The sequence below is a fragment of the Paenibacillus sp. PSB04 genome, assembly GCF_025809195.1.
GTDB lineage: Bacteria > Bacillota > Bacilli > Paenibacillales > Paenibacillaceae > Paenibacillus_AQ > Paenibacillus_AQ favisporus.
This window is the reverse complement of the sequence record NZ_CP081301.1, coordinates 5,259,041-5,283,011: the sequence shown is the minus strand read 5'-3', so window position 1 is coordinate 5,283,011 and position 23,971 is coordinate 5,259,041. Positions and strand designations below refer to the sequence as shown.

At 50.5% G+C, this 23,971-nt stretch carries 23 protein-coding genes; 19 read left to right on the top strand and 4 right to left on the bottom strand.

Annotated elements, in window-relative coordinates; genetic code table 11:
- The first annotated feature begins 55 nt into the window (after positions 1-55).
- The 4 genes from K2F33_RS24405 (at position 56) to K2F33_RS24390 (ending at position 3,957) form a co-directional block, all read left to right on the top strand.
- Complete coding sequence (locus K2F33_RS24405; protein ID WP_263879114.1) at positions 56-1,543, top strand: nicotinate phosphoribosyltransferase; 1,488 nt, start codon at positions 56-58, stop codon at positions 1,541-1,543.
- Between the two features lie 10 nt (positions 1,544-1,553).
- Positions 1,554-2,168, top strand: a complete 615-nt coding sequence (gene nadD, locus K2F33_RS24400) for a nicotinate (nicotinamide) nucleotide adenylyltransferase (protein WP_076165843.1) — start codon at positions 1,554-1,556, stop codon at positions 2,166-2,168.
- A 15-nt stretch (positions 2,169-2,183) separates the two neighbouring features.
- A complete protein-coding gene (gene nadE / locus K2F33_RS24395; RefSeq protein ID WP_263879111.1) occupies positions 2,184-3,002 on the top strand; it encodes an ammonia-dependent NAD(+) synthetase in 819 nt (272 codons plus the stop codon).
- 112 nt (positions 3,003-3,114) lie between these two features.
- A complete protein-coding gene (locus tag K2F33_RS24390) occupies positions 3,115-3,957 on the top strand; it encodes a nucleotidyltransferase domain-containing protein (RefSeq protein ID WP_076165835.1) in 843 nt (280 codons plus the stop codon).
- A gap of 94 nt (positions 3,958-4,051) precedes the next feature.
- On the opposite strand, the gene K2F33_RS24385 is transcribed toward K2F33_RS24390, so the two are convergent.
- Positions 4,052-4,645, bottom strand: coding sequence for an NADPH-dependent FMN reductase (locus K2F33_RS24385; protein ID WP_076165832.1), 594 nt, complete (start codon positions 4,643-4,645; stop codon positions 4,052-4,054).
- A 237-nt stretch (positions 4,646-4,882) separates the two neighbouring features.
- Here K2F33_RS24385 and K2F33_RS24380 point away from each other — a divergent pair, with 237 nt between their 5' ends.
- Positions 4,883-5,425 (top strand): hypothetical protein, encoded by a 543-nt coding sequence (locus K2F33_RS24380; RefSeq protein WP_263879107.1) that lies wholly within the window; start codon positions 4,883-4,885, stop codon positions 5,423-5,425.
- Between the two features lie 91 nt (positions 5,426-5,516).
- On the opposite strand, the gene K2F33_RS24375 is transcribed toward K2F33_RS24380, so the two are convergent.
- Positions 5,517-7,028: a stalk domain-containing protein gene (locus K2F33_RS24375; protein WP_263879105.1), complete on the bottom strand. Its 1,512-nt coding sequence runs from the start codon at positions 7,026-7,028 to the stop codon at positions 5,517-5,519.
- A gap of 179 nt (positions 7,029-7,207) precedes the next feature.
- Here K2F33_RS24375 and K2F33_RS24370 point away from each other — a divergent pair, with 179 nt between their 5' ends.
- Complete coding sequence (locus tag K2F33_RS24370) at positions 7,208-7,891, top strand: hypothetical protein (RefSeq protein WP_263879103.1); 684 nt, start codon at positions 7,208-7,210, stop codon at positions 7,889-7,891.
- 85 nt (positions 7,892-7,976) lie between these two features.
- Here K2F33_RS24370 and K2F33_RS24365 read toward each other — a convergent pair whose 3' ends face one another.
- Positions 7,977-9,386: an amino acid permease gene (locus tag K2F33_RS24365; RefSeq protein WP_263879101.1), complete on the bottom strand. Its 1,410-nt coding sequence runs from the start codon at positions 9,384-9,386 to the stop codon at positions 7,977-7,979.
- A 220-nt stretch (positions 9,387-9,606) separates the two neighbouring features.
- Here K2F33_RS24365 and K2F33_RS24360 point away from each other — a divergent pair, with 220 nt between their 5' ends.
- The 4 genes from K2F33_RS24360 to K2F33_RS24345 all read left to right on the top strand — a co-directional run bounded on the left by K2F33_RS24360 (position 9,607) and on the right by K2F33_RS24345 (position 14,034).
- A complete protein-coding gene (locus K2F33_RS24360; RefSeq protein ID WP_263882442.1) occupies positions 9,607-9,891 on the top strand; it encodes a GNAT family N-acetyltransferase in 285 nt (94 codons plus the stop codon).
- Positions 9,892-9,919: 28 nt separating this feature from the next.
- The gene (locus K2F33_RS24355; protein WP_076165817.1) at positions 9,920-10,702 is read left to right on the top strand and encodes an NAD-dependent epimerase/dehydratase family protein; all 783 of its coding nucleotides are present in this window, start codon (positions 9,920-9,922) and stop codon (positions 10,700-10,702) included.
- A 495-nt stretch (positions 10,703-11,197) separates the two neighbouring features.
- Positions 11,198-13,546, top strand: coding sequence for an RNA polymerase recycling motor HelD (gene helD / locus K2F33_RS24350; protein WP_263879098.1), 2,349 nt, complete (start codon positions 11,198-11,200; stop codon positions 13,544-13,546).
- A 71-nt stretch (positions 13,547-13,617) separates the two neighbouring features.
- The gene (locus tag K2F33_RS24345; protein ID WP_212968567.1) at positions 13,618-14,034 is read left to right on the top strand and encodes an NUDIX hydrolase; all 417 of its coding nucleotides are present in this window, start codon (positions 13,618-13,620) and stop codon (positions 14,032-14,034) included.
- A 247-nt stretch (positions 14,035-14,281) separates the two neighbouring features.
- On the opposite strand, the gene K2F33_RS24340 is transcribed toward K2F33_RS24345, so the two are convergent.
- Entirely contained in the window at positions 14,282-14,809 is a 528-nt protein-coding gene (locus K2F33_RS24340; RefSeq protein WP_212983705.1) for a hypothetical protein, read from the bottom strand.
- 248 nt (positions 14,810-15,057) lie between these two features.
- On the opposite strand from K2F33_RS24340, the gene K2F33_RS24335 reads away from it, so the two are divergent.
- The 9 genes from K2F33_RS24335 (at position 15,058) to K2F33_RS24295 (ending at position 23,952) form a co-directional block, all read left to right on the top strand.
- The gene (locus tag K2F33_RS24335) at positions 15,058-15,909 is read left to right on the top strand and encodes a hypothetical protein (RefSeq protein WP_263879094.1); all 852 of its coding nucleotides are present in this window, start codon (positions 15,058-15,060) and stop codon (positions 15,907-15,909) included.
- A gap of 321 nt (positions 15,910-16,230) precedes the next feature.
- Positions 16,231-16,734, top strand: a complete 504-nt coding sequence (locus K2F33_RS24330) for a hypothetical protein (protein WP_263879078.1) — start codon at positions 16,231-16,233, stop codon at positions 16,732-16,734.
- Between the two features lie 3 nt (positions 16,735-16,737).
- Positions 16,738-17,382 carry a PspA/IM30 family protein gene (locus K2F33_RS24325; protein WP_263879076.1) on the top strand — a complete coding sequence of 215 codons (645 nt, stop codon included), beginning with the start codon at positions 16,738-16,740 and terminating at the stop codon, positions 17,380-17,382.
- A 182-nt stretch (positions 17,383-17,564) separates the two neighbouring features.
- Positions 17,565-18,623 (top strand): glycine-rich domain-containing protein, encoded by a 1,059-nt coding sequence (locus K2F33_RS24320; protein WP_263879074.1) that lies wholly within the window; start codon positions 17,565-17,567, stop codon positions 18,621-18,623.
- A 136-nt stretch (positions 18,624-18,759) separates the two neighbouring features.
- On the top strand, positions 18,760-19,380 hold the full coding sequence (locus K2F33_RS24315) for a TetR/AcrR family transcriptional regulator (protein WP_263879072.1): 621 nt from the start codon (positions 18,760-18,762) through the stop codon (positions 19,378-19,380).
- Positions 19,381-19,399: 19 nt separating this feature from the next.
- Positions 19,400-20,623, top strand: coding sequence for a cytochrome P450 family protein (locus K2F33_RS24310; RefSeq protein WP_263879069.1), 1,224 nt, complete (start codon positions 19,400-19,402; stop codon positions 20,621-20,623).
- A 261-nt stretch (positions 20,624-20,884) separates the two neighbouring features.
- Positions 20,885-21,652: an ABC transporter ATP-binding protein gene (locus K2F33_RS24305; protein ID WP_263879067.1), complete on the top strand. Its 768-nt coding sequence runs from the start codon at positions 20,885-20,887 to the stop codon at positions 21,650-21,652.
- Positions 21,639-23,570 (top strand): ABC transporter permease, encoded by a 1,932-nt coding sequence (locus K2F33_RS24300; RefSeq protein ID WP_263879065.1) that lies wholly within the window; start codon positions 21,639-21,641, stop codon positions 23,568-23,570. Before K2F33_RS24305 ends, K2F33_RS24300 begins: the two co-directional genes overlap by 14 nt.
- Before the next feature lie 13 nt (positions 23,571-23,583).
- Positions 23,584-23,952, top strand: a complete 369-nt coding sequence (locus tag K2F33_RS24295) for a YxeA family protein (protein WP_076165784.1) — start codon at positions 23,584-23,586, stop codon at positions 23,950-23,952.
- The last annotated feature ends 19 nt before the right edge of the window (positions 23,953-23,971 follow it).

Below are 23,971 nucleotides of genomic sequence, written 5' to 3'. Positions count from 1 at the left end.
TGAAATCTGATTTAACATTTGGTTAATTGTTATTTTACAAAAGGAGGACCAACGAATGAATCAGCAACCGAATCCGGATACCAATCTTCATGCAGATGACAGCCTTGCGCTGCATACGGATAAATATCAGATCAATATGACGCAGTCCTACTGGCAGGATGGAATTCATGAACGACGGGCAATATTCGAGGTTTATTTTCGTAAAATCCCGTTTCACCACGGTTATGCCGTTTTCGCCGGACTGGAACGGGTGGTGCGCTATCTGCAGCAATTTCGTTTTACAGAATCCGATCTGTCCTACCTGAATGAAGATGGATACAGCGACGAATTTTTAAAATATCTCTCCGGGATCCGCTTCACGGGAACGGTGAAGTCAATGAGGGAGGGGGAGCTGGCGTTCGCCAATGAACCGCTGATGCGGATTGAGGCACCGCTGGCGGAAGCTCAGTTAATCGAGACGGCTGTGCTGAATATCGTCAACTATCAGACTTTGATCGCGACGAAGGCTTCCCGCATGAAGCAGGTTACCGGAAACGACGTCACGATGGAGTTCGGATCCAGACGGGCCCAGGAAATGGGTGCAGCCATATGGGGAACACGCGCGGCGTACATCGGAGGGTTTGATGCGACATCAAACGTGCGGGCCGGCAAGCTGTTCGGCATTCCGACTGCAGGAACGCATGCCCATGCGATGGTTCAGGCTTACAGGGATGAATATACCGCTTTCTGTAAGTATGCAGAGTCCCACCGGGACTGCGTTTTCCTTGTCGATACGTATGACACGTTGAAATCCGGGGTACCGAACGCGATTAAGGCGGCCAAAGCGTACGGCGATCGGATCACCTTCAAAGGCATACGTTTGGATAGCGGCGATCTGGCTTATTTATCTAAAGAGGCCAGAAAAATGCTCGACGATGCCGGTTTTCCGCAAGCCCGAATTTATGCCTCCAACGATCTCGATGAACAGACGATCATGAGCCTGAAAGCACAGGGGGCGCAGATCGATGTGTGGGGTGTCGGAACCAAGCTCATTACCGCTTACGATCAGCCCGCACTGGGAGCCGTTTACAAGCTGATTTCCATTGAGAACGAAACTGGTGATATGGTCGACACCATTAAAATCAGCTCGAATCCCGAAAAGATTACAACCCCGGGCAGAAAGCGGGTTTATCGCATCATCAATCGCAGCAACGGTAAGTCGGAAGGTGATTATATTGCGCTGGAGCATGAAGAACCACAGAAAGAGACGCGTCTCAAAATGTTCCATCCGGTGCATACGTATATTGCCAAGTTCGTGACCGGTTTTGAGGCAAGGGAGCTCCATCATCTGGTTTTTGACAGCGGAGAGCTGGTGTATGAACTGCCAGACTTGAAAGACATCAGAGCGTTTGCGCGTGATAACCTACAGGTGCTTTGGGAGGAATACCAGCGGATCTTGAATCCGGCAGAGTATCCGGTGAACCTGAGCCAGGCATGCTGGGATAACAAAATGAGGCTGATCGACGAAATTCAGCGGGACATCCAGCGGCAGCTGCAGCCTTAAGGAGGGGAACATGGCGAAAATCGGAATATACGGATCCTCGTTCGATCCTATTACCAACGTACATCTGTGGACGGCCAGCACCGTGGCCCACCGCTGCCGGCTGGACCGGGTGATCTTCCTGCCCTGTTCAAGCAAAAGGCCGGATAAATCGCTGCATGCCAGCGACGAGCACCGGTGGAACATGATTCAACTTGCGATAGATGGCAATGATAAATTTGTCGCTGACGATTATGAAATGAAGCAAGCAGGATGGGAAATTGCCACCTATCTGACGCTGAAGCATTATAAGGAGGCTTTCCCGGACGACGACATTTACTTTATCATGGGAGCGGATCTGCTGCTTGATATCGGGGAAGGGAAATGGAAAAAATCAGAGGAGCTCATCCAGGAAAACAAGTTCATCGTGATGGCTCGGGACGGGATTAACATGCTGGCGGCCATCAGCAAATCGCCGATTTTGCGGAATGCCGACGACGGACAGACGTTTCATTTGATCGACAAAGGGCTCGCGATGGAAATCAGCTCGACGTATATCCGGGATGAATTTCAACGAGGCGGTGAGCCGCGTTATCTGGTTCCCGACAACTGCTATGCTTATATGTGCCAACATAAACTGTACCGATAGAAGGGAGTCATTGATATGAAAAACCAACAACAAATTATTCAAGAACTTCATGTAAAGCCTGAAATTAAGCCGGAGGAGGAAATTCGCAGACGAATCGGTTTCCTCAAGGATTACTGCAAAAAGGCAGGGGCCAAAGGGTTCGTGCTCGGCATCAGCGGCGGGCAGGACTCGACCCTGGCAGGACGCCTTGCCCAGCTTGCGGTCCAGGAGCTGCGTTCGGAAGGATATGAGGCCAAATTTTACGCGGTTCGGCTCCCTTTCGGCATTCAGAAGGATGAGGACGATGCGCAGAAGGCGCTGGATTTTATCAAGCCGGACGAGAGCTATGATTTCAACATTATGAATGCCGTCAACGCTTTCGCCCTTACGTATTCTGAATCTACCGGAAACGGGCTTCCCGATTACCATAAAGGAAACGTCAAAGCGAGAATGCGGATGATCGCCCAGTACGCCATCGCCGGTGAGCGGCAGTGTTTGGTGATCGGGACGGACCATGCCGCCGAAGCGCTCACCGGATTTTTCACGAAATTCGGTGACGGAGGAGCGGATATTCTGCCGCTGACGGGGCTGACCAAAGAGCAGGGCCGTCAGCTGCTTAAAGCTTTGGACGCCGAAGCGAGGTTGTATCTGAAGACGCCTACGGCCGATCTGCTGGACAACAAGCCGCAGCAGCCGGATGAAACCGAGCTGGGCATGGAATACGAAGTGATCGACCAGTATTTGACCGGGCAGCAGGTTGACCCGCAGGAACAGCTCAAGATTGAGCAGCGTTATGACCGTTCGCAGCATAAACGTGAGCTGCCCGTGACTCCTTTTGATGAATGGTGGAAATAAGGCAAGGCGCCGGCTTTAGCCGGTGCTTTTTTACGTTAAATCGTTTTCTACCGTAAATCCGGTTTGTGCGGCTGCTATAATAAATGAAAAGAGTCGAATGAGGTGAGCCGGCATGGATATTCAGTCCATAATCCATCGAATAACACAGGATCTTGGTCAGGTTGATGGGGTCAGGGCCATCGTACTTGGTGGTTCCAGAGCCAGAGGGACGCATCATCCCGGATCCGATATCGATATCGGCATCTATTATGATTCAAGGGAAGGATTGGACATCAAAGAACTCCGTCGGATCGCTGCTGTCCTCGATGATGACGGCCGAACGGACCTGATCACGGAGATTGGCGGATGGGGACCTTGGATCAATGGCGGGGGCTGGCTGCACGTCGAACAAATCCCCGTTGATTTTTTGTACCGCGATATCCGCAAAGTCTCCATGGTGATAGAAGAATGCCTCGAGGGAAACGTCACGATTGATTATCAGCCAGGCCATCCTCACGGCTTTATTAACGCCATTTACATGGCGGAAGTCGCGTTGTGCCAAGTGCTATGGGATCCTGCGGACATCATTACCGCACTGAAGTCCAAGACGTCGCCTTTCCCAGCCGTATATCGGCAAGCGGTCATCGGCAAGTTTTTGTGGGAAGCCGAATTTTCGCTTGACATCGGGATGAAAGGGGTCGCCAAGAAAGACATCTCTTATGTGAGCGGATGCTGCTTCAGGGCGGTATCCTGCTTGAACCAGGTGCTGTTCGCCATAAATCATCAGTATTGCATGAACGAAAAGGGAGCGACAGCCATCGCCGACGCTTTCGAAATCGTACCGCCAGCCTATGCAGAGCGGGTCCATCAAATATTCACCTTGGTATCGGCAAATGCTGGACGGTTACAGGAGGCGCTTGATATTCTGCGCAAGCTGGTGCAGGAAACCAATAGGCTGGTCACCACGGGGGATTGAAGCAAGTGAGGGAAAGCAAGCATGCAGGAAAATATCAAAAAAGCTGCCGGGAATTCGGCAGCTTTTTTTGCATTTATTTGGATTGACTATACAATTATCTTAAAGTCTTGAGGGCTCCGCTCCAAGCCACGACTTGATCCAGCATCGCATTGACATTGTCCAGATGAAGGGCTTGCGGTTTAAAGACCGATCCGTTTTCAAAATCGGTGAACAGAGACAGCGTTGGATGAACGCGAACGTCGGCAACCAACAGTTCTCCCAGGATACCGCGGAGATGTTCCGCTGCGCGGGCGCCGCCGGTAGAGCCGTAGCTCACGATGCCTGCTGCCTTGTTGTTCCACGCTTCACGGGCGAAGTCAATCGCATTTTTCAGCGCGCCGGTAATGCTGTGGTTGTATTCCTGAACGATGAACACGAAGCCGTCCAGTTCTCCGAGCTTCTGGTTCCAGGCAGCGATGCCAGGTTCGGATCCATCTGTCGTTCCGAGGAAAGGCAGATTATAATCGCTGATATCCACGATTTCGTAGTTAGCGTCACCGCGTTGGTCGGCAATCTCCTTGATCCATTGTCCTACTTGCGGGCTTACCCGGCCTTGACGCGTGCTTCCCAAAATAATACCGATGTTCAATTTGCTCATTGTAACTTCCTCCTTGGCTGCTGTGCCAAATAATTTTTTGAAAAACGACATGTTTGCACCACCTGAATCATCTATGATGTATTTGGATTATGAACCGACTGCAGTCTGAATTCATCAGTAAGTTACTTTACGTAAGTTATTATATTTTTTAAATTTAATATTGTCAACATAAAAACTTTATTTAAGTAACTAAGGTGCTAACCTCTGGAAAAAGGAAGCATGTACTGCAGCGTGGAAGTAAACAAAAGCATAGCAAGTAAGATAGAGAGCGAGAGGTGAAATCATGTGATGAAGGCTATTACCGATTTTCAAATTCCAAACGTTCCATGGCATCGGTTGACGACGGCCTATGGGAGAGGCACGGACATTCCCCGGTTCATTAAAGAAAAACAGTACGCTTCCCTAGCGGGATTGATCGAACATCAAGGGACCTTGTGGCAGGTGACCCCATGGACCATTCTTGAACTGATGGAGAAACTAAGAACAGAGGAACCGGTACAGGTTTCCATCGAAGAGATCGATTTATTCCTTGCTGTAGCTTCTGCATTAGCAGATCAGGATATTCAAGAAGTGGGCTCGATAAAATCCTTGAAAGAGCTGCTGGATGACAAGTACCTCTGGCCCGAGCAAGAAGACGGAGACGAGGAGGAGTGGGAGGAAGAAGAACCTCGCGGCTACGAGCCGGATCCTTTTTACGGATATTATTATTTCAGCGGTGTGCTGCTAAAACAGGGTGAAGCGGAGTTCATCCGGATCATGAACGGAAACGAGGACCTTGCTCCCAGGATCAGAGAGCTGTTGGCTTTGCTTAAGCATATCGCCGCTGAATGAAATTTAGCTACAATTATCGTTAGGCAATTACGCTATGAAAAAAGCACACACCGCATTTAGCGGCGTGTGCTTACAGCGCATGAACAGCCTGTTACTTGCCTTGTATGCTCAGCTCGGCAAGAGTCGGATTCCAATCGACCTGGCATCCCAGCTGTTTGAACAGGGAGGCTGGCACCATGACGGCGCCGTTTATCATACTTACCGGGCCGGACAATGCCATGGACCGCCCCTGTGTGGCGGCTTCGGCCGAGCCGGGACGGAAAGTCACCGTAGTTTGGCCGTATTGCAACCTGTAAGTGGTCCCTTCCTGAGTTGTAGAGGCCTCGAGAGAGCCTCCGAGCTCCTTCGCTATGCTTTTTACAGGGACAATGATCGAGTTATTCTTGTTGATCGCCGGGAAGGAGGCGGGGAGCAGGCTGCCGTTGATCCGAATGGTGATCGGCCGCTGAATGGGAACCGGTGCGTATTCCATGCCGTCACCCGCATTACGCGCGACGCCAACCTCGTTCCAATTGTTCGCCCCCCAGCCGAATACCTGGCCTTTGGCATCAACGGCCAAACGATGGGTATCCCCGGCCGATGCCGATACGATCCGCTGCAGTCCTTTGACTTTAACGGCCGATCGGCCCGGTTTGCCGTCGTACATCCACACTTCGCCTTGCCGGCTCACCAGCAACATATAACCGATGGAAGCATACACATTTTGAACCTGAAGGGACGGCTGAATGCTCACTGGCTTTACATACAGCTTTTCTGTGCCGGAAGAAGCTTGGATAGACGACCATTTCCAAACCTTGCCGGATCTGTCTACTCCATAAGCGTCATAGGCATGCTGCGTGGAAATTTGCTTCAATGCCGGCAAACCCTGTATTCGGACCGGTACGGAGAAGTGAAGCTGATTGTCTGAAGTGTTCACCGTAAACCTCCAGACAGATCCGGCGGAATCCAGCGCACAGATATAATCGGAAGCTGACTGCAGCTGGACGATATTTTTCAAGCCCTTAACTGAAATCGGCTGGCTCGAATCGCCGCTCTTCTGATCTTTCATCCACGCTTTAACGGACCCATCGCTTCCGAGACCAAAGCTGTATTTTTGCAGTGTCGTTACTTGCGAGATTCCGGATAAACCCCGGAGTGCTCGCGGAACCTGGGTTTCCCGGACGTAGCCCGGTCGTGATCCCCATTCCCATACCGTACCGTCGCGTGCGACGCCCAATTGGTAACCATACCCGTCGGTAGCTATCGAGTTCAATGGTGGCAGTGTGTTGAGACGAACAGGTGCCACCATGCTGGAAACGGCCGTAGTATCGGGAATCCCGAGTTCGCCCAATAAGTTTCTTCCCCAGGTCCACACCGAGCCGTCTGCCCGGAGTCCGACCGAATAATAATTCCCGGCTGCTACCTGAACGAAAGCCGTTCCCAAAGCGGCGGTGCTGGAAGCTGACGCGGCTGGTGACTCTGCAGAGCTGGAAACCGATAACCGTGCTGCAGAATCCATTCGATCTCCCGGTTGAGTGGATGCTGCCGCAAGCGAATGGGGTGATACCGCCGTCACAACCACTGCAGATAGCAGCACCCCTTGCATGAAGTGGGAATATTTCATGATCATCCTCCGTGTTCTTTTACTTGAATCTACTAATCAAGACGCAAGCATCATGCGGGAAGTTGCGCGGCCCAAGCATAATCTTAATCGGACAAGCTCAGTGCCCGGCCAACCGTTGCCCCGGCCGCTCTCTCCGCTTTATAATTCTATTTAGTAGAATCTAGAGACAGGAGGCGGATATGATCGATCAGCAGGAGTATGGAAAATACGTGCTTGGATTGATGGATGAAGAAGAGGCTGAAGAAACTGTAGGGCCCATTGAAGAAGAGATGTTTTACAGCTATTTTCAAATCTATATGCCCAGCGGAAAAGGGGTGGAAGCTACGTTCGCACCCTTGGAAGACGGTGATATCTTTTTACAACGCATCCTCCCGATCTATGAAATGCTGGATCCGCAGGACTTTCAAGGGGAATGGGTGCCCGGGTATTTTAACGGAAAATCCGATCATGTATCCGAAGAGGAGCTCAGGGAACTCGGCAAAAGGCATATCCTCGGTTTGAAGCAGCTGATGGACGATCATGCCGAGCTGGAGGAAGCGGTTGAGGCATCGGCGTATCTCGGAACGGTCTCCGAAATAGTCATCGTATCCGGCAGCGAATTCGAAAAATTCCGAGAGGAATATGATCCCGTCGTACACGAATCGTTGTTTGAACTGGTGAGTGAGCATACGGATGATCAGGAACCTGTTCAAATATTGAGCGAGGCTTATTATTCCATTGCCTGTGACTACTGGATTTCGTACTACCTTCAATGGCACCGATACCGGCTTAAAGGAGACCCGCTTGCTCCGTATTTCGAGCTGTACAAGCTCGGATATTCGGCGATTTTTGCGAACGGTAAGCTGTATATCGGTAAGCCATAGAAGTTGAAGCTGTCGACGCAACGGAATCTGATGAAAAAGGCGCCCATCCAAGATGGCCGCCTTTTTGTGTTTCATACAGTAATGATCAGTTTGATGTGCCGCGTACCTTGCCTTTCTTGTTCAGCAGCGGATAAAACAGAATGCCGCTGACGATCAACACAATGCCCAGCAGGAAGGTTTTCAAATCCGCCGTTCCCGCGATGATGACCCAAAGCGAATACAATGCCGCAAGCCCCGCGATCATGCCCTCGGTTACCCGTTCTTTACGAGCCGTAAAGGTTTCTCCGGTCCAAATCAGCTTAATATGATAGAGTGAAGCAATCAAATAAGGGACCAGATAGGCAAGCGTGGCAATGTAAATGATAAAATCGAACGCCGCCGAGATCGAGCCGGAGATCGTCGACAGCAGCAGAACCTGACCGACCGCGTTCGAAATCCATAGCGACGTCTTCGGCATGCCCTTTCCGTTTTCCTTGGAAAAGGAAGGGAGAAACACGCCCAGCTTGGCGGCCTGAAACGGCACCTCGGCGCTCAGCAGCACCCAGCCGATCGTCGATCCAAGCAGGCTGATCAAGCCCAGCGCAGCGAGGAGCTTGCCGCCGATCGGGCCGATTACCGCTGTGATGCCGTCCACCAGCGGATTCTGGGAAGCCATCAGCTGATGCTGTGTCAGCAGTCCCATCGTCAGGATGCTGATGCCCACATACAGGACGATGGAGATGAGCAGCCCGGCAATGGTTGCGCGGCGGATGTCCTGCTTGCGGCGGGCGCGGGCGGCAAAGACCATGGCGGATTCGACGCCGATAAAAGCCCACAGCGTTCCAACGGCAGCAGCATTGACCTGGGACAGCAGGCTGAGCGTTTCGCCGCTGTCATTGGTCCGTGGAGCCAGGAAGGGGCCGATGTTGCTTTTTTGAAAAGCGAATAATGCAATGATAATAAACAAGGCAAAGCCAACTACTTTGGTAGCCGTCGCGATAAAATTCAATCGGCCCGCGCCGTTCATGCCTTTCATGCAGATGGCATGCGTGCCCCACAGCAGAAGCGAGCAGACGATAAATGTCAGCACATTGCCGGCCTTTAACGTGAATATTCCGGTATCCACCCACACCTTATCGCTGGTCAACACGGGAAAAAAGGTGGACAGGTAACTGGCGAACGTCGTAATCACCGCCACAAACCCGGCTATATTGCCTACCCAGTACCCCCAAGTGGACATGAAGCCGGCCAGGCGGGAGCCATGTGAGCCTTCCCGGAACAGCTCCTTCGCATAAATTTGCGGCCCGCCGCTCAGCTCCGGCTTACGGACAGCCAGGCTTCCGAAAACCAGCGCCAGCATAAGAACCCCGAGCCCAGTCGCCAACCAGGCCAGAATGACGCCCGCAGGGCTGGCCGCTTCGGACAGCGAGCGGGGCAGCATAAAAATTCCGGAACCGACCATATTCCCCACGACGAGAGCGGTCAAAATCCAGAATCCCAGTTTGTGTCTGGTCATGATGTCAAACTCCTTTTGAATGAATATTGCATCGACTTGTTGAAAAAACACTGACAAGTATTAATCATACACTTTCTTCTGGTAAAGCACCAGAGTAAAATTTAGGGGAGCCAATTTTATGACGTTACGCCTTCTGTAGGTTTCGCTTGTCCATTCGGCGGGGAAGAATAAAGAAGATAGAACAAAGATGGAACAACTTTGCACAAGGAGCGTGGGAATGTTGAGAGAAATCCGTGAAGCAGGTCAAGGGTTCGTGATGGTAGAGGGTGATCGGGCGGTGGCGGAAATCACTTTTCAGCCCGTAGACGACAGAACCATCGTCATAGATCATACGTATGTGTCCGAAGAGCTGCGAGGACAGCGGATCGGGGATGAACTGGTCAAAGCAGTGGTGGATATGGCCCGGAAGGAAGGCAAGAAGATTATTCCCGCCTGCTCATTTGCCCATGTTCAATTCAAGCGGCATAAAGAGTATAAGGATGTGTGGCAGCAGGAAGAACGCTGATCGAACAATAAGAAATGAGGTGGGAGCTGTGAAACGAAAAATACTCGTTACCGGTGCAGCCGGACGGATCGGAAGCTGTGTAGCGGATGGACTCCGGTCGACAGGCAAGTATGAAGTGGTCGCAACAGATATTCGTCCCGATCCGGAGCACGGAGTCGGCAAGCTGGACATCACGGATGGAGAGGCTGTGGCGGCAGCGCTGGAGGGCATCGATACGGTGCTTCATTTTGGCTGGGCTAAAGACGAAGACGATTTCCTCGGGAAGGTGCTTCCGATTAACGTGACAGGTGCTTATCACATTTATGAAGGCGCCCGTAAAGGCGGCGTATCGAGGGTTATTTTCGCCAGTTCCAATCATGCCACCGGCTTTTATAAAGTAGGAGAGCATATCAAGCCCGAGGATCACCGGCCCGACAGCTTTTATGGGCTCAGCAAAAGCTATATCGAGCTGCTGGGCCGTTACTATTCTGATAAGTATGGAGTTTCCTCCGTGAACATCCGGATCGGCAATTTTCCGGGCGACGACCGTCCGCACTCGGACCGTACTGCTCATATTTGGATCTCCCGGCGCGATATGGTGCAGTTGGCCGAATGCTGCATTGAGGCAGATCCATCCCTTAAGTTTTTGACCATGTACGGAACCTCAGCGAATGACGACAATTATTATGATATTGGATATCTGCGCGAAAAAATCGGCTATGTGCCAAAGGACAACGCGGCGGACGTGCTGGCACGGCAGGGGCTGGACGAAGACGACATCAAGCAGGAGGAAGGAGTATACCAAGGCGGTCCAGGGGTAAAGAAGGAATAGGCATAGAAATAATGCTTCTGAATATGTCCCCGAGAAAAGAGGGAATTGCTTTTATAAAAAGTTGCGAAGGAGTTATGTCGTCTGCAGGCGGTGTAGCTCCTTTTCTTGTTGACTTTGATCAATGAGCTCGGCACAAAAAGCTTGCATCGGAACATAAGAAAAACGTCTATCGACGTACCTTCAAAGAAGACAGACCGCATTTAGCCGAAGTTTTTCTTGCGATTATAGAATGGTTCAGCTTCGCTGAAATTTATAAATTCTATAATCTTAAAAAAACTCCGCCAGACGGAACGTTATCCCGTGAAAGGCGGAGTTAGAAAGTAAACAAAAATAGAGTTGCCAAAATGAAAGCAACATGGTAAATTTAAATATGCGTCATGCGATCCCTATTGATTTAATCAGTATTTCCTAATTATATCTTACACCATAGCGTCGGTTCCGTCAACCCCCATTTTTCAGAAGCTCACAATCATTTGTGTAAAGGAGTGTTTCTTCATGAGTCAAGAACTTCAACAGGAGCAGCAGCGGGTGGATCAGGTGATTGGCATCATCCAAGATCAGATCAACGAATATGAGGAAGCAACGGCCCGCCGCCGGCAAGAGGTTGTGGACATCCGTAAGCATTTCTGGGAAGACGTTACGGTGAACACGGACAACTTTGACGATTTTCTAGAAACGATTATCAGCTTAAGGCAGCAGTCCGAGGTTCTCTCCTTAAGCCAGGGAAGCCACCGCCAGTCCTCCAAGCGGCTGTTCCAGCTTCAGCGCATGCAGGATGTGCCGTATTTCGGGCGGATTGATTTTGCCGAAGAGGGAATGAACGAGACAGAGCGCGTGTACATCGGCGTTTCTTCACTCACGGATGCTACTGGTGAAAAGTTCCTGATTTATGACTGGAGAGCCCCGGTCTCAAGCATGTATTACGACTGCACACCGGGTCCGGCTGAATACATCACGCCCGGCGGGCCGATTCAGGGCACGCTGGAGCAAAAATGGCAGTACATCATCCGCAGCGGAGTTATTCAGTCGATGTTTGATACCCGGCTCACCATCGGTGACGAGATTCTCCAGCAGGTGCTCGGTCAATCCGCAGACACGCACATGCGAAGCATCGTGGCGACGATTCAGCAGGAACAGAACCGGATTATCCGCCATGACAGCGCACGTCTGCTCATTGTTCAGGGGGCGGCCGGGAGCGGCAAGACGTCGGCGGCACTGCAGCGGATCGCTTATTTGCTGTACAAATACCGGAACCGTTTGACGGCGGACCAAATGCTTTTATTTTCGCCAAACGCCATGTTCAAGAGTTATGTCTCCAGCGTGCTGCCAGAGCTTGGGGAAGAGAATATGCAGCAGGTCACGTTTCAGGAGTACCTGAATCACCGGCTGAGCGGCTTCTTCGACGTTGAAGATCCTTACACGCAGCTGGAATACGTCCTTACGGCTTCGGAAGACCCGGACTATCGGGTGCGGATGGCGGGTATCCGCTTTAAGGCGACAAAGGCGTTTTTTGATCGGATCCAATCCTGCCGCCAGGCGCTGGAACAATCCGGAATGGTATTCAAGGATATATCCTTTAAAGGCAAAACGCTCGTTTCCGCCGAGGAAATTCTGGAGAGATTTTACAGTGAGCACACGACGCTTCGCTTTAACAACAGACTGGAAAAGTTGTCGGATTGGTTGAAGGAGCTGGTCAAAGAAGCGGAGAAGGCCGAGAGAAGAAAGCCTTGGGTGCAGGACGCCGTTGAGCTGGTCGACAATGATGAATACCAGCAGGCTTATGCGCATCTTCGAAAAAAACACGGGTTAACCGAAGAATCGGAAGAGGATGTGGATCTGGAACTTGTCCGTAAGGAGCTCGCGCGCCGGATCGTTAGCAGGAAATTCAAACGTATTCGGCAACAAATTAAAGATTTGGGCTTTATCGATACGCCGGCCATCTATAAGCAAATGCTGGTTTCCCATCCGGCTGACGGCGAGGTTGAAGGAGCAGAACTTCCTTCCGAATGGAACGAAATCAGCGAAATGACGTCCCAACAGATGGACCAAGGGAAGCTTTTATATGAGGACGCGACACCTTATTTGCTGTTAAAAGAGCTGATCGAAGGCTTCCAGACCAATGTTTCGATCCGGCATGTCCTCGTGGATGAGGCGCAGGATTATTCGCCGTTTCAATTCGAATTTATAAAAAGGCTGTTCCCGGCGGCGAAAATGACGGTGCTTGGCGACTTCAACCAGGCAGTCTTCGCGCACGCCGACGGTACGGATGATTTCGGCATGCTGGCCGAATTGTACGGAGAGGAACAAACCGATGCCATTATTTTGAACCGAAGCTACCGGTCCACCAGACCGATCGTCGAATTTACACGGGCGCTTATCCCGAATGGGGAAGAGATCATTCCTTTTGACCGGAACGGAAGCCGCCCCGTACTCACGAGAGCTGCCGACGCGGAGCAATTACATCAGTCCATTCGGCAAAAAGTCAAACAATTCCGGGAACAGGGGCACCGGACTGTTGCGATTATTTGCAAATCCGCAGCCCAAAGCGCATCCGTATTTGAATCCCTTCACGATCTGGAGGATATCAAGCTCGTTACCAGCGGTTCGATCGAATATAAACAGGGGATCGTCGTCATTCCGGTATATTTAGCCAAAGGAATCGAGTTCGATGCAGTGATCGTCTATAACGCTTCGGACGAAGAATACGGAGAAGAGAGCTTGCGTCGGCTGTTCTATACCGCCTGTACCCGGGCCATGCATGAACTGCAACTGTACAGCATCGGGAAACCGAGCCGTTTTGTTCAAGAGGCAGCTTCATGGATTGCGGAAGATTCGATTTCATGAATTGAAAACCATCCCCATTTCATGTATCGTCAATCACAATGAGAGACGCTGCATGTGGGGAGGACCATATCATGACGGGTAAGATCGTTGTCGTATTAAAAGCTGTAATCATCCATCAAGGCCGTATCCTGATCCTCAAACGTTCCGGTTCAGACGAAGTAGGCGCGGGAGGCTGGGAAACGGCCGGTGGGAATCTGGAGTTTGGCGAGGATTTGGATAGCGCTTTGATTCGCGAAATTAAAGAAGAAGCGGGGATTCACGCAAGTATCGATCGATTGCTGTTTGCAACGACATTTTTTACGGATCCGGGGAGGCAAATTGTGCTTTTATCTTATCTGTGCAGAACCGACGAACCGCGTGTAACCCTGTCGCATGAGCACGACGAGTATAGATGGGCTACGAAGTCGGAGCTCGTTCAATATTTGCCTGAGGAGATCATCAGCGACTTTACGAACCATGGCGTCTTTGCGCTCCCTGAACTGATTTAATTCCGTATCAGTGCGTAGGCTAACGATCTTTATTGCATTTTATCCACTCTACGCCGCTTTAGGAGCGATTTGAAAATTTCACAGTTAGATGACGGCCGCAAAATCATTACGGTGCAAATGAAAAGAAATCTGGGCTGAGTTCAAACAAATTTATCGGAAGCGGCGGTTTGACAAGGCATATAAAGAGAAAGCCCGCTTTGCAGCGGGCTCGTTATGCTCTCAGCTCTCAGTTTATCGAATCTTTTATTTAGTTCTGCTTCTCGGCTGCCAGAATCATTCCCGAATATTCCAGAGCCTCGATTCGGTAAGTGCCGCCACTCTCTATGACAATTTGCTTGTACCCGAGCTCGTATTCCTTACCGTCCTCTGTTCGTACGCGGTCCCCGCCACGTCTAGGATCCCATATTTCGACGACGTTCACGGTTTTGACCACTGGCCCCTGAACGATATCTGCTGTTACTCTCCCCAGCATAACTAAAGGGAATAACGATAGGAAGAATATAAAAATGGCTAATAGCAAGTCTGCTCTTCGCGTAACCGGTTGCCGTTTGCCGTACCGAAGCACCACGTATGTAAAAATATAGCTGAAAAATATCAATGCCGCGCTGTATCCGGCGATTCCAATCCACAAAAATTGGCGGACATGACCATCATACTTCACCCCGACAATAGCCAGTTCTACCAGGCATAGCAATAGCAGGACGATCCGCAGGATGTTTCTTTTCTTTTGGTACCAGACCCTTGGTGGAGAAACTAGAGCTCCCAACTCCTTCATGGGCATCTCCTTTCGTCATTCGATCATATTTGGACTTATCAAAGCCGACACCTGCAAGCAGGACGCAGCACATACCGGCATCATTCAAAAAATAATGGAAGATCCTGCAAATTGCAAGCCAAATATCAGGGAACAGGAAAAGTGTATGAATCATCAAGCACACAGGTGCACGCTGCTGAAACCCGATCTAGTGCGGCTCCGTAATGTTACAAGGACAACATTTTTGAGCTCACAGGGGGAACGAGCGCGTGGCCAGGCATTCGAAAAGTCAAACAAAGCACAGCAGCACAAAGACTCATCAAGGGGATCGCAAAGGTAAATCCAAGCGGAAAGGGAAACCGGCCGGAAGCCGGGCTTCCCGTCTTTGGCTGGGTTTATTAAAATTCCTGGGCTTTTTCATATTAGCCGGCTTACTGCTGCTGTATTGGGACTCGGCCAGGTTGGCCTCATTAATCTCACATGCGGCTCCGGTTCAGCAGCTGACAGCAGACACGAACGGGATCGTCCGGATCGAAGGAGAAGCTGAGGGGGAGACCGCTGCAGCGGATCAAGGCAAGTTACGGCAGCGTTACCTGCTCCTTCAAAAGGAAAAGTTTAATTGGCATTGCAGCAAAAGCGGATGTAACTATATGTGGAATGAAGACGCCGTCCCGCAAGTATGGGGGATTTTAAGCATTCAAGGCGTTAAAGTGGAGAGTGAACGTTTCAAATTCTACTCCGGCTGGCTGCCTCTGGATTTCGAAACAGTAGAAACGAGCCAACTCCCCTTTGTCCATGAGGGGGAAACATCCCGCCCGCTGCTTGTGGAGAGCCCTAAGGAAACGGCCTACGGTTATCACGCGCTTAGTCCAGGGCAAAGGATCACGGTGATCGGCCGTGCCGTTAACGGACATCTGGAGCCCATTCATCTGCCCGGCGAGGGAGAAGAACAGCGTATGATTTTGATTGGAAGCAGTGTAGAGGAAATGCTCTCCAGTGAAAAGGAAACGCAAACCGGGGTTCTCATCGCTACCGGATTCGTCATGCTGTTTTTGGTCCCTGTGATCGTCGGGTGGATCCGAAAATTGTTCAAGAGGCTTCAGACTCTGCAAAGCAAATAGTCTTTATTTACGTAACGTCAACGAACATCGTAGCCGACCAATTGCAAATCGAAAAGCAAGTTCATCTGAACAGGTTAAAAGTCCGCGGAAACCGCGGACTTTTTCGTTTGCTCAGAATGGTTAAGCGATTGGAGTTTGCAGTTCTCTCGGGGCATTGGCACGTCTATAATCCACAGCGTCCCGGACCCGGGAATCGGGCCGGTCAACATCCTCTTTTCACAATTAAGATTCACTAAAGCTTGTTCTCTTAAGCTATTCATACGCAAGGGACAAGGTATAACATACACAACCAAAACGGATGCGGGAAAGGAGGTGAGTTCCTTGAAAAAAACTTCGTTACTTACCGGTATTGTCATCGGATCGGTTTCTGTCCTTCTCCTTGTGCTGCTTATCAAATGGAGCCTCTTTATCGGGCATGATGTTCCGGGAAAAACCTGGCACGGTCTTGTCGAACAGGGGCATCATGGGTATCCGGGATTTACGAGACCAGGAGGGCGCTCGGAAGTGGGAATGAACTCGGTGTGGACGGCACTGCTTCAGACGGCTCTGATGATCGGCGGGATGCTCCTCTTCCTGAAAAGCAGGGGAGGGCTGAAATGGGCCGGAGCCATCCTGGCTGCCCTGGGTACACTCAGCTTATTTACCCCGCTGTGGGGCACGATCATTCTGATCGCCGTTTTCCTGCTGTATAAAAGGATTGTCAGCCAGCGTAAATTGCTTTCCGATCCGGGCTTTTCCGACGTGACGCCGTTATCATATGAGCAAAGTTCTAGCCGAGGACAATTCCTGGATGAATGGGAACGCAGACAACATAAGGAGGATTAATATATGGGAATTTTTACGAGAATCAAAGATATAGCCGTAGCAGACGTGCACCGTCTCTTGGATCAGGTCGAAGATCCCGTCAGCATGGCCAAACATTATATCAGACAGCTTGAAGACCAGATCGATCAAGCACGCGGGGCGCTGCAAACCCAGATTGCCGCGGAGCAGCGGTATGATCTGCTGCTGGCATCAACTGCTGAAATCGTCAGAAAGCGGGAGCGCCAAGCTCAGCTAGCCGTCGAACGCAATGAAGACGATATCGCGGCGATGGCCATTCAAGAGAAGCTGCATCACGCCAAGCTGGAGCAGACCTATACGGAGCAGCGTGATACGGTCAGAAAACAGGCCCAATCGCTTCGCGGTGAAATTCAACGGCTGCAGGACGTGCACAAAGAGCTAACGGACAAGCTGGCATTTTTGCTAGTACGTGCCAATGCGGTGAATACGATGCGGGATACGGCAAGAACCGCTCCTGTCTCCGATATCAGCAAAATCTCCCGCGGTTTTGAGCGCATGGAGCAGAAGCTGATGCACGTAGAAGCAGGGACGCTGGCTTATCAAGCGGCTGACAAATTAACGGATTGGTCGCGTCAGCAAGAAGTTCAGGAAGAACTGGCCAGACTGAAGTCAGCCAAACAAAGCTCTTAATCCTGGAAGTGAAAGGTGTATGGTGAACCCCTGTTTCTTAGAGAAGCGGGGGTTTGCCTTTTTATAGGAAACGGATTTCCAGTAACGAAAGTGTCATTGCTTCCTTCCCGTGATATGGTAATCTCATTGAAGGGGATTCATTTCCATTGGGGACCGAAATCCACGGCATAAGGAGGAGAAACATGAGTTTGCTGTCATTTTTTAAAAGATTGCTGGGTTCCGGTTCGGCTTCCGGGGATAACTCAAAAGAAGGGAATAAGGGTCACGGGTTTGATACACCCATACCACCATACATAGGCATCAATAAAGAGATACAAGGTTTATCCGATCTCGTCATACGATTGGAGAACGCGCTGGGAATGGACTATATGGAGCACGTAAAGCAGCGGGTTATGGAGCGCCATCCCATCAGCCAAACCCAGTATCAATGGATGCTTCTGGAAGTGAAGAGGTTCTTTCTCATGTGCGCGATTCTCAAGCAGGTTCCCATGTTCAGTAAAGATGCCGACCTGATCTGGCATGAAATGCTGATGTTTACCCGCGATTATGATCGCTTCTGCACCACGTTCGCAGGACGGTTTATTCATCATCAACCTAACGTGGCCTACACGAATAATAAAAAATTGCCGGAAGAAGAGAGGGCACGGTATGATTTGATCTACAGCATGCTGTTTCACATTTATCCGGCAAACGAGGCACTTCTGAATCCGTTTTTCCAATTTAAAATCGACGAAGAGTTCTTTCAAACCTTCGACAATCTAAACGATCAAGAGATCCGCAGCCGATATTTTCAGAGCAGTTCCGATGCCGCAATCGAAGCCATTCAACTGGCCATCATCGGCTCGATCCGAAAACATTATCGTGACGTCAAGTCAGCAAAACCCGGCACATTGAGGGCAAGCCGTCCTTTGCCTCCCAGAAGCGGCCGAGGTCAATCCAGTGGCATCCGCCGAAGTGAGGAGAACGGGGTGACGGTAGATCCGTTCAGCTCCATTCTGTTTCTGACGGCCATGGATACGGATCCGTGGAATGATGACGACCCTTCGGGCGATTGGAATCCTTCTGACAGCGATCCTTCGACAAATCCTGGGGTGGACGATTCAGGCCTATCTCCGGACAGTGACAGCCCTAGCGGCGATGATTCCGGCAATTCTTCTTGCAGTTCGTCCAGCGATTCTTCCTGCAGCTCGTCCTCATGCAGCTCCTCATCCTGCAGTTCCTGTGGAGGGGGAGGAGACTAGGAAACCTGTACATCTTTACCTTCAAAAAATTCATCTGCTTTCTGCAGGTGGATTTTTTTGTCATTTATATTGACCAGCAGGTCAGCATCCTGTATGATTTTACTAACCAATTGGTCAGCATACTCAAAAAGAGGTGATGAGACTGCCGATACAGCTCTACGAACAGGAGAAAATTTTGCAAGCCTGCTTAACTGTGTTTGCCCGCAACGGCTACAAGAACACTTCAACGGAAATGCTGGCGGCTGCTGCCGGGATCTCCAAAGCTTTGATCTTTCACCATTTCACAAGTAAGAAGAAACTGTATCTTAGCTTAGTGGACCACTGCTTTGAGAAGGTCCGAACGCGTATCCATTTTGATGAGCGGACTACGGAACATGCTGATTTTTTTACAGCCATCACGGAGTTAAGCCGTGCGAAACTCGGCTATTTTCGCGAGCATCCGGATGAATGGAAGTTGGTATATGAGGCATTTTATGCCACACCGGATGGCTTGAAGGAGGAAATCGAGGATAAGTACGGCCAGGTGAGCGAAGCCCGGAATGCGCTGTTGGCACAGCTTTTTGACAAGGTTCCCCTTCGCGAAGGCGTAAATCAAAAGTATGCATTCGAGCTCGTCATGTCTGTAACCAGACATTTCGAAACGAAGTTTCTGGATGAGACGAAGGGGATGAGCCATATTGACGAAGCCTATACCCGCAGCATTATGGAGGAATTGGAAGCTTTTTGTGACATGATCCGATACGGTATGGAAAACTAAAGTGAAGAGGTGAGCGGCCGTGAAAGACATCACCAGCAGTGATTTGGTGGCACCGGAAACGATGCGTGATTTCAACGCGTTTTACCAAAAACTGGTCAATCGACAGGAAAGACTTTACCGGCTTGACGACTTTTTTGGCATGGGCAAAGCTTGGATAGCTTTTCGGTATGAGGATGTCTCAGCGATTTTGAAAGATCCCCGGTTCCTTTCGGACCGGCGAAAGTTCGCTTCACAGCAACAATCTTCACCTGAGAAAAGCTCCGTCAATGAATTGCTCGAATGGTTCAAAAGCATGCCTAATATGCTCATGGTGGATCCACCCGATCATACCCGGCTCCGGCGTTTGGTCTCCAAAGCATTTACGCCCCGAATGATCGAGGATCTGCGCCCGCGCATCCAACAAATCGCCGACGAGCTGCTGGATAAGGTGGTCAGCCGGGGCAAGATGGAACTCATTTCTGAATTTGCTTATCCGCTGCCTATCATCGTCATCTCGGAGATGCTGGGAATCCCCGGCCATCATCAGGCGCGATTTCGCGAGTGGACCTACAAGCTGGCTGAAGGCGCGCTGAACCCCGGCCAAGCAAACTTGGTTCAAGAAGCCCTACAGGAGTTTATTGATTACATTCAATCTTTGATTTCCGAGAAGAGGGTGCGGCCCGGTAACGATGTAATCAGCGGTTTGCTGCAGGCATATGACGAGGGCGATAAACTTAACGAGAACGAGCTGCTCTCTACCATTTGGCTGCTCATTACAGCAGGACATGAAACGACCGTGAATCTGATCGGCAACGGAACCCTGGCACTGCTTCAGCATCCAGAACAAATGCAGCTGCTACGTGAGGATCCGACCCTTCTGCCGGGTGCGGTTGAAGAGCTGCTCCGGTATGCGGGGCCGGTTATGATTACGGGCCGGGTTGCAGATGAAGATATCGAGATCCATGGTACACTCATTCGAAAAGGCGAGATGGTTATGGTTTCGCTGGCCGGAGCGGATATGGATGCAAGCCGATTTGACGGGCCAGAGCGGCTGGACATCACAAGACAAGAAACTGATCATTTGGCGTTTGGCAGAGGAATCCATCTTTGCTTGGGAGCACCCCTTGCCCGCATGGAGGGACAAATCGCGTTCGGCTCCCTATTGCGGCGCTTTCCCAACCTGCGTCTCGACGTGAAACCGGAAGACCTGGCATATCACTACAGTACGCTCCGATCATTGGTGAGCCTTCCCGTCAGCTTTTAAAGCTTCTTCATATTCATGTTAGAGGAAAAGTCCGCGAAATGCGGACTTTTTCTTTTGCTTCCAATTCATTGATCAACTCGCCTGGAGACAGGCGAGTTTTTATTTGTGACCGCAGCTCATAAAGGTTCTCTCCGTTTTGTTGCACCTTCTATCAATTTAAGGTTGCTGTAAGGTTGGGATTAACATGCTGAAAGGTTCGGGATTTAACCTAAGTGATGTAGGCGATAAGGAATGAATACAACCCAATTGAAGGAGACACTCATGAAAACGATACTGCAAGCGGAGAACGTCAATAAAACCTTTGGCACCAAAGGAAACCAATATACGGCACTGCACCATATCAGCCTTAGCATCGAAGAGGGCGAATATGTCGGCATCATGGGACCATCCGGTGCGGGGAAATCCACCCTGTTGAACATTTTTTCGACGATCGACACGCCGACTTCCGGGGAAATCATCATTGATGGGCACAACATCGTGACTATGAATGAAGAAAAGCTGTCCGATTTCCGTCGGAATAGGCTCGGCTTTATTTTTCAGGACTATAACCTGCTCGATACACTCACGGTCAAGGAAAACATTCTGCTCCCGCTGGCCCTGTCCAAAGTATCGGCAGCAGAGATCGAACAGCGGGTTAACGAGATTGCCGACACGTTTGGAATCCGTGAAATCCTTGATAAGTACCCGTACCATATCTCGGGCGGACAAAAGCAGCGGGCAGCGGCTTCCCGGGCGATCGTGGCCAATCCGAGCCTGATTTTGGCGGACGAGCCGACCGGCGCGCTCGATTCGAAGTCGGCCACCCGCCTTCTGGAAAGCTTGAGCCGGCTGAATCAGGCAAATCGATCCACCATTATGATGGTTACGCATGATGCGAATGCGGCGAGCTACTGCAAGCGGGTCATTTTCATCAACGACGGCCGGCTGTTCATGGAACTCCGGAAGGATAGTCTCTCGCGAAAACAGTTTTTTGGTCAAATACTCGAGGTTCTGGCGACGCTTGGAGGTGAGGAAGATGACATTGTTTAATATCGCCGGCAAAAATATCCGGAATAACTTCAAACATTATTTTCTGTATTTTGCATCAATGATTTTCAGCATCGTTATTTATTTTACGTTTGTGTCGTTGAAGTATGATCATACCATTCAATCGGCATCGGAAGGGTCAGATAAAATCAACTCGGCGTTCAGCGGAGCGGCTGTCGTCCTGATCATCTTCGTCGCCATCTTTATCTGGTATTCGAATTCGTTTTTTACGCGTAAGCGCAAAAAGGAGGTCGGACTGTACTCATTACTCGGCGTCCGAAAAAAGCAGATCGGCCGCATGCTCTTTTATGAAAATTTCCTGATGGGTGTGTTGGCACTGCTGGTCGGCATCGCGCTTGGAGCCGTGCTCAGCCGTTTTTTTGTCATGCTTCTGATGAACGTGATGGGTTACGATGCCATGCCGAACTTTGCCATTTCCCCGGCAGCCGTCCTGAACACGATTACCGTGTTCTTAATCATTACGCTGATCACTTCGGTGCAAGGCTACCGCCTGATTTACCGGTTCAAGCTGATTGAGTTGTTCCGGGCGGACCAGGAGCGGGAGAAGGAACCTCGGTCATCGGTGTGGATTGCTCTTCTATCAGTCTTGCTTGTTGGTTTCGGCTACTGGCTTGCGCTGCAAAACATGCTGACGTCACAGGCATGGAAAACGATTGGTGTGCTGGTGACCCCGCTGGTTATTCTGGTCTCGGTTATTCTCGGCACGTATCTGCTGTTTAACACATTGACCGTTACACTGCTGAAGCTGGCCCGCAAACGGAAAAGAAGCTATTGGCGGGGGTTGAACCTGATTGGAACTTCCCAGCTTTTGTACCGGATGAAAGGGAATGCACGCACGCTGACGATCATCGCCGTGCTGAGCGCAACGACGCTGACGGCGGTCGGAACAGCATACAGCTTGTATTACAATAACCGGATCAATGTGGCGCTGGCGAACCCGAACAGCTACATGTTTATTGGAGGGGACAAAGCGACAGATAACAAAGCAGATCAGGCGATCGAACAAGCTCCGGGTCACAAAGTGATCTATCATGAGTCCATTCCATTGCTTGAAGTGGATGCCGACACAACGGGACTGGGGCAAACAGACGGCTCCAATGATCAGACGTTTACGGTGATGTCGAACCACACCTTCAACAAGCTGGCCAAGCTGCAAGGACGGGACGAAGTGCTCAGCCTTCAAGGCAGCGATGCTGCGGCTCTGGAGCCCGGGTATATGAAGGGGATTTCACCGGCATACGAAGGTTCTACCATTGTGCTGACTGGAAAGGGAATCCATGAACAGATCCATTTTACCGAATTGAAAACGTACAGCGTGCTGAACCTCGGGACCGTCTATTCCACCTTGGTCGTCAGCGACGATTTGTTCGCGTCGCTTCAGCACAAAGCCAAATCCTTGACCGTCCAAGCATACGAGATCACGCATCAGGACAAGGCCAAGGAACTGACCAAGCAGCTGAGCAGCATTCTGCCCGAGACCGCCGGCTTGGCGAGTTTCTTTAATGATTATGCACGGGGAATGGAGTCAACCGGACTGATGATCTTTATGGGCGGATTCCTTGGGCTCGTATTCCTGGCGGCGACAGGCAGCATTATTTACTTCAAGCAGCTGACGGAAGCAAGCAGCGACAAAGCCCGGTATTTGATTTTGCATAAAATCGGCGTTAAAAAAAGCGAAATCCGCAAATCGGTCGCCAAGCAGGTGCTGTTTGTATTCGCGCTGCCCCTTGCGGCCGGCATTGCCCACTGCGCCGTGGCCTTATCGGCTTTATCGAACCTGATGATGACCAGCCTGGTTGTTCCCGTCGTCAGCTGCATGGGCATTTATATTTGCATTTATCTCGTTTATTATTTCCTGACCGTCAACAGCTACTACAAAATCGTTACGAATGTAAAGTGAGGAGTGGATTGAAGTGAAAAAAGGACTTATCTCAATAGCGGTTATTTTGATCGTTCTGGTCGGATTCGTCGTATTTATCCAAAACGTGAATTTGAACCGCCTCGGTGCGCAGCAGTATTATGTGCAGATTAACCAAGACGGAAAACGAATGGAAGACAAAACGGACAATGGTGAGAAATATGTCTATTACGAATACAACTTGGATGGCTTTGATCCAAGCGGGAAACAAAAAGCTCTGACTTTTACGGCACATAAGGAACTGCGCAGGGACGCTTATTTGCGGATTTATGTAAAAGGGGATGGGGTCAGTTCCTATCAAGAAGTGAAGGCCGATGAGCTGCCGGAAGGAGCAAAGCAGAAGCTGGACGGTGCAGGGAACTAATCTCTCTGCGTGAATCACG

Excerpts from the sequence above, each read along its gene's own strand:
- K2F33_RS24315 (WP_263879072.1), top strand. The coding sequence starts at position 18,760 with ATGAGACTGCCGATACAGCTCTACGAACAGGAGAAAATTTTGCAAGCC.
- K2F33_RS24300 (WP_263879065.1), top strand. The coding sequence starts at position 21,639 with ATGACATTGTTTAATATCGCCGGCAAAAATATCCGGAATAACTTCAAA.
- K2F33_RS24305 (WP_263879067.1), top strand. The coding sequence starts at position 20,885 with ATGAAAACGATACTGCAAGCGGAGAACGTCAATAAAACCTTTGGCACC.
- K2F33_RS24340 (WP_212983705.1), bottom strand. The coding sequence starts at position 14,809 with ATGAAGGAGTTGGGAGCTCTAGTTTCTCCACCAAGGGTCTGGTACCAA.
- nadD (WP_076165843.1), top strand. The coding sequence starts at position 1,554 with ATGGCGAAAATCGGAATATACGGATCCTCGTTCGATCCTATTACCAAC.
- K2F33_RS24385 (WP_076165832.1), bottom strand. The coding sequence starts at position 4,645 with ATGTCGTTTTTCAAAAAATTATTTGGCACAGCAGCCAAGGAGGAAGTT.
- nadE (WP_263879111.1), top strand. The coding sequence starts at position 2,184 with ATGAAAAACCAACAACAAATTATTCAAGAACTTCATGTAAAGCCTGAA.
- K2F33_RS24405 (WP_263879114.1), top strand. The coding sequence starts at position 56 with ATGAATCAGCAACCGAATCCGGATACCAATCTTCATGCAGATGACAGC.
- K2F33_RS24325 (WP_263879076.1), top strand. The coding sequence starts at position 16,738 with ATGGGAATTTTTACGAGAATCAAAGATATAGCCGTAGCAGACGTGCAC.
- K2F33_RS24390 (WP_076165835.1), top strand. The coding sequence starts at position 3,115 with ATGGATATTCAGTCCATAATCCATCGAATAACACAGGATCTTGGTCAG.
- helD (WP_263879098.1), top strand. The coding sequence starts at position 11,198 with ATGAGTCAAGAACTTCAACAGGAGCAGCAGCGGGTGGATCAGGTGATT.
- K2F33_RS24380 (WP_263879107.1), top strand. The coding sequence starts at position 4,883 with ATGAAGGCTATTACCGATTTTCAAATTCCAAACGTTCCATGGCATCGG.
- K2F33_RS24365 (WP_263879101.1), bottom strand. The coding sequence starts at position 9,386 with ATGACCAGACACAAACTGGGATTCTGGATTTTGACCGCTCTCGTCGTG.
- K2F33_RS24375 (WP_263879105.1), bottom strand. The coding sequence starts at position 7,028 with ATGAAATATTCCCACTTCATGCAAGGGGTGCTGCTATCTGCAGTGGTT.
- K2F33_RS24345 (WP_212968567.1), top strand. The coding sequence starts at position 13,618 with ATGACGGGTAAGATCGTTGTCGTATTAAAAGCTGTAATCATCCATCAA.
- K2F33_RS24320 (WP_263879074.1), top strand. The coding sequence starts at position 17,565 with ATGAGTTTGCTGTCATTTTTTAAAAGATTGCTGGGTTCCGGTTCGGCT.
- K2F33_RS24370 (WP_263879103.1), top strand. The coding sequence starts at position 7,208 with ATGATCGATCAGCAGGAGTATGGAAAATACGTGCTTGGATTGATGGAT.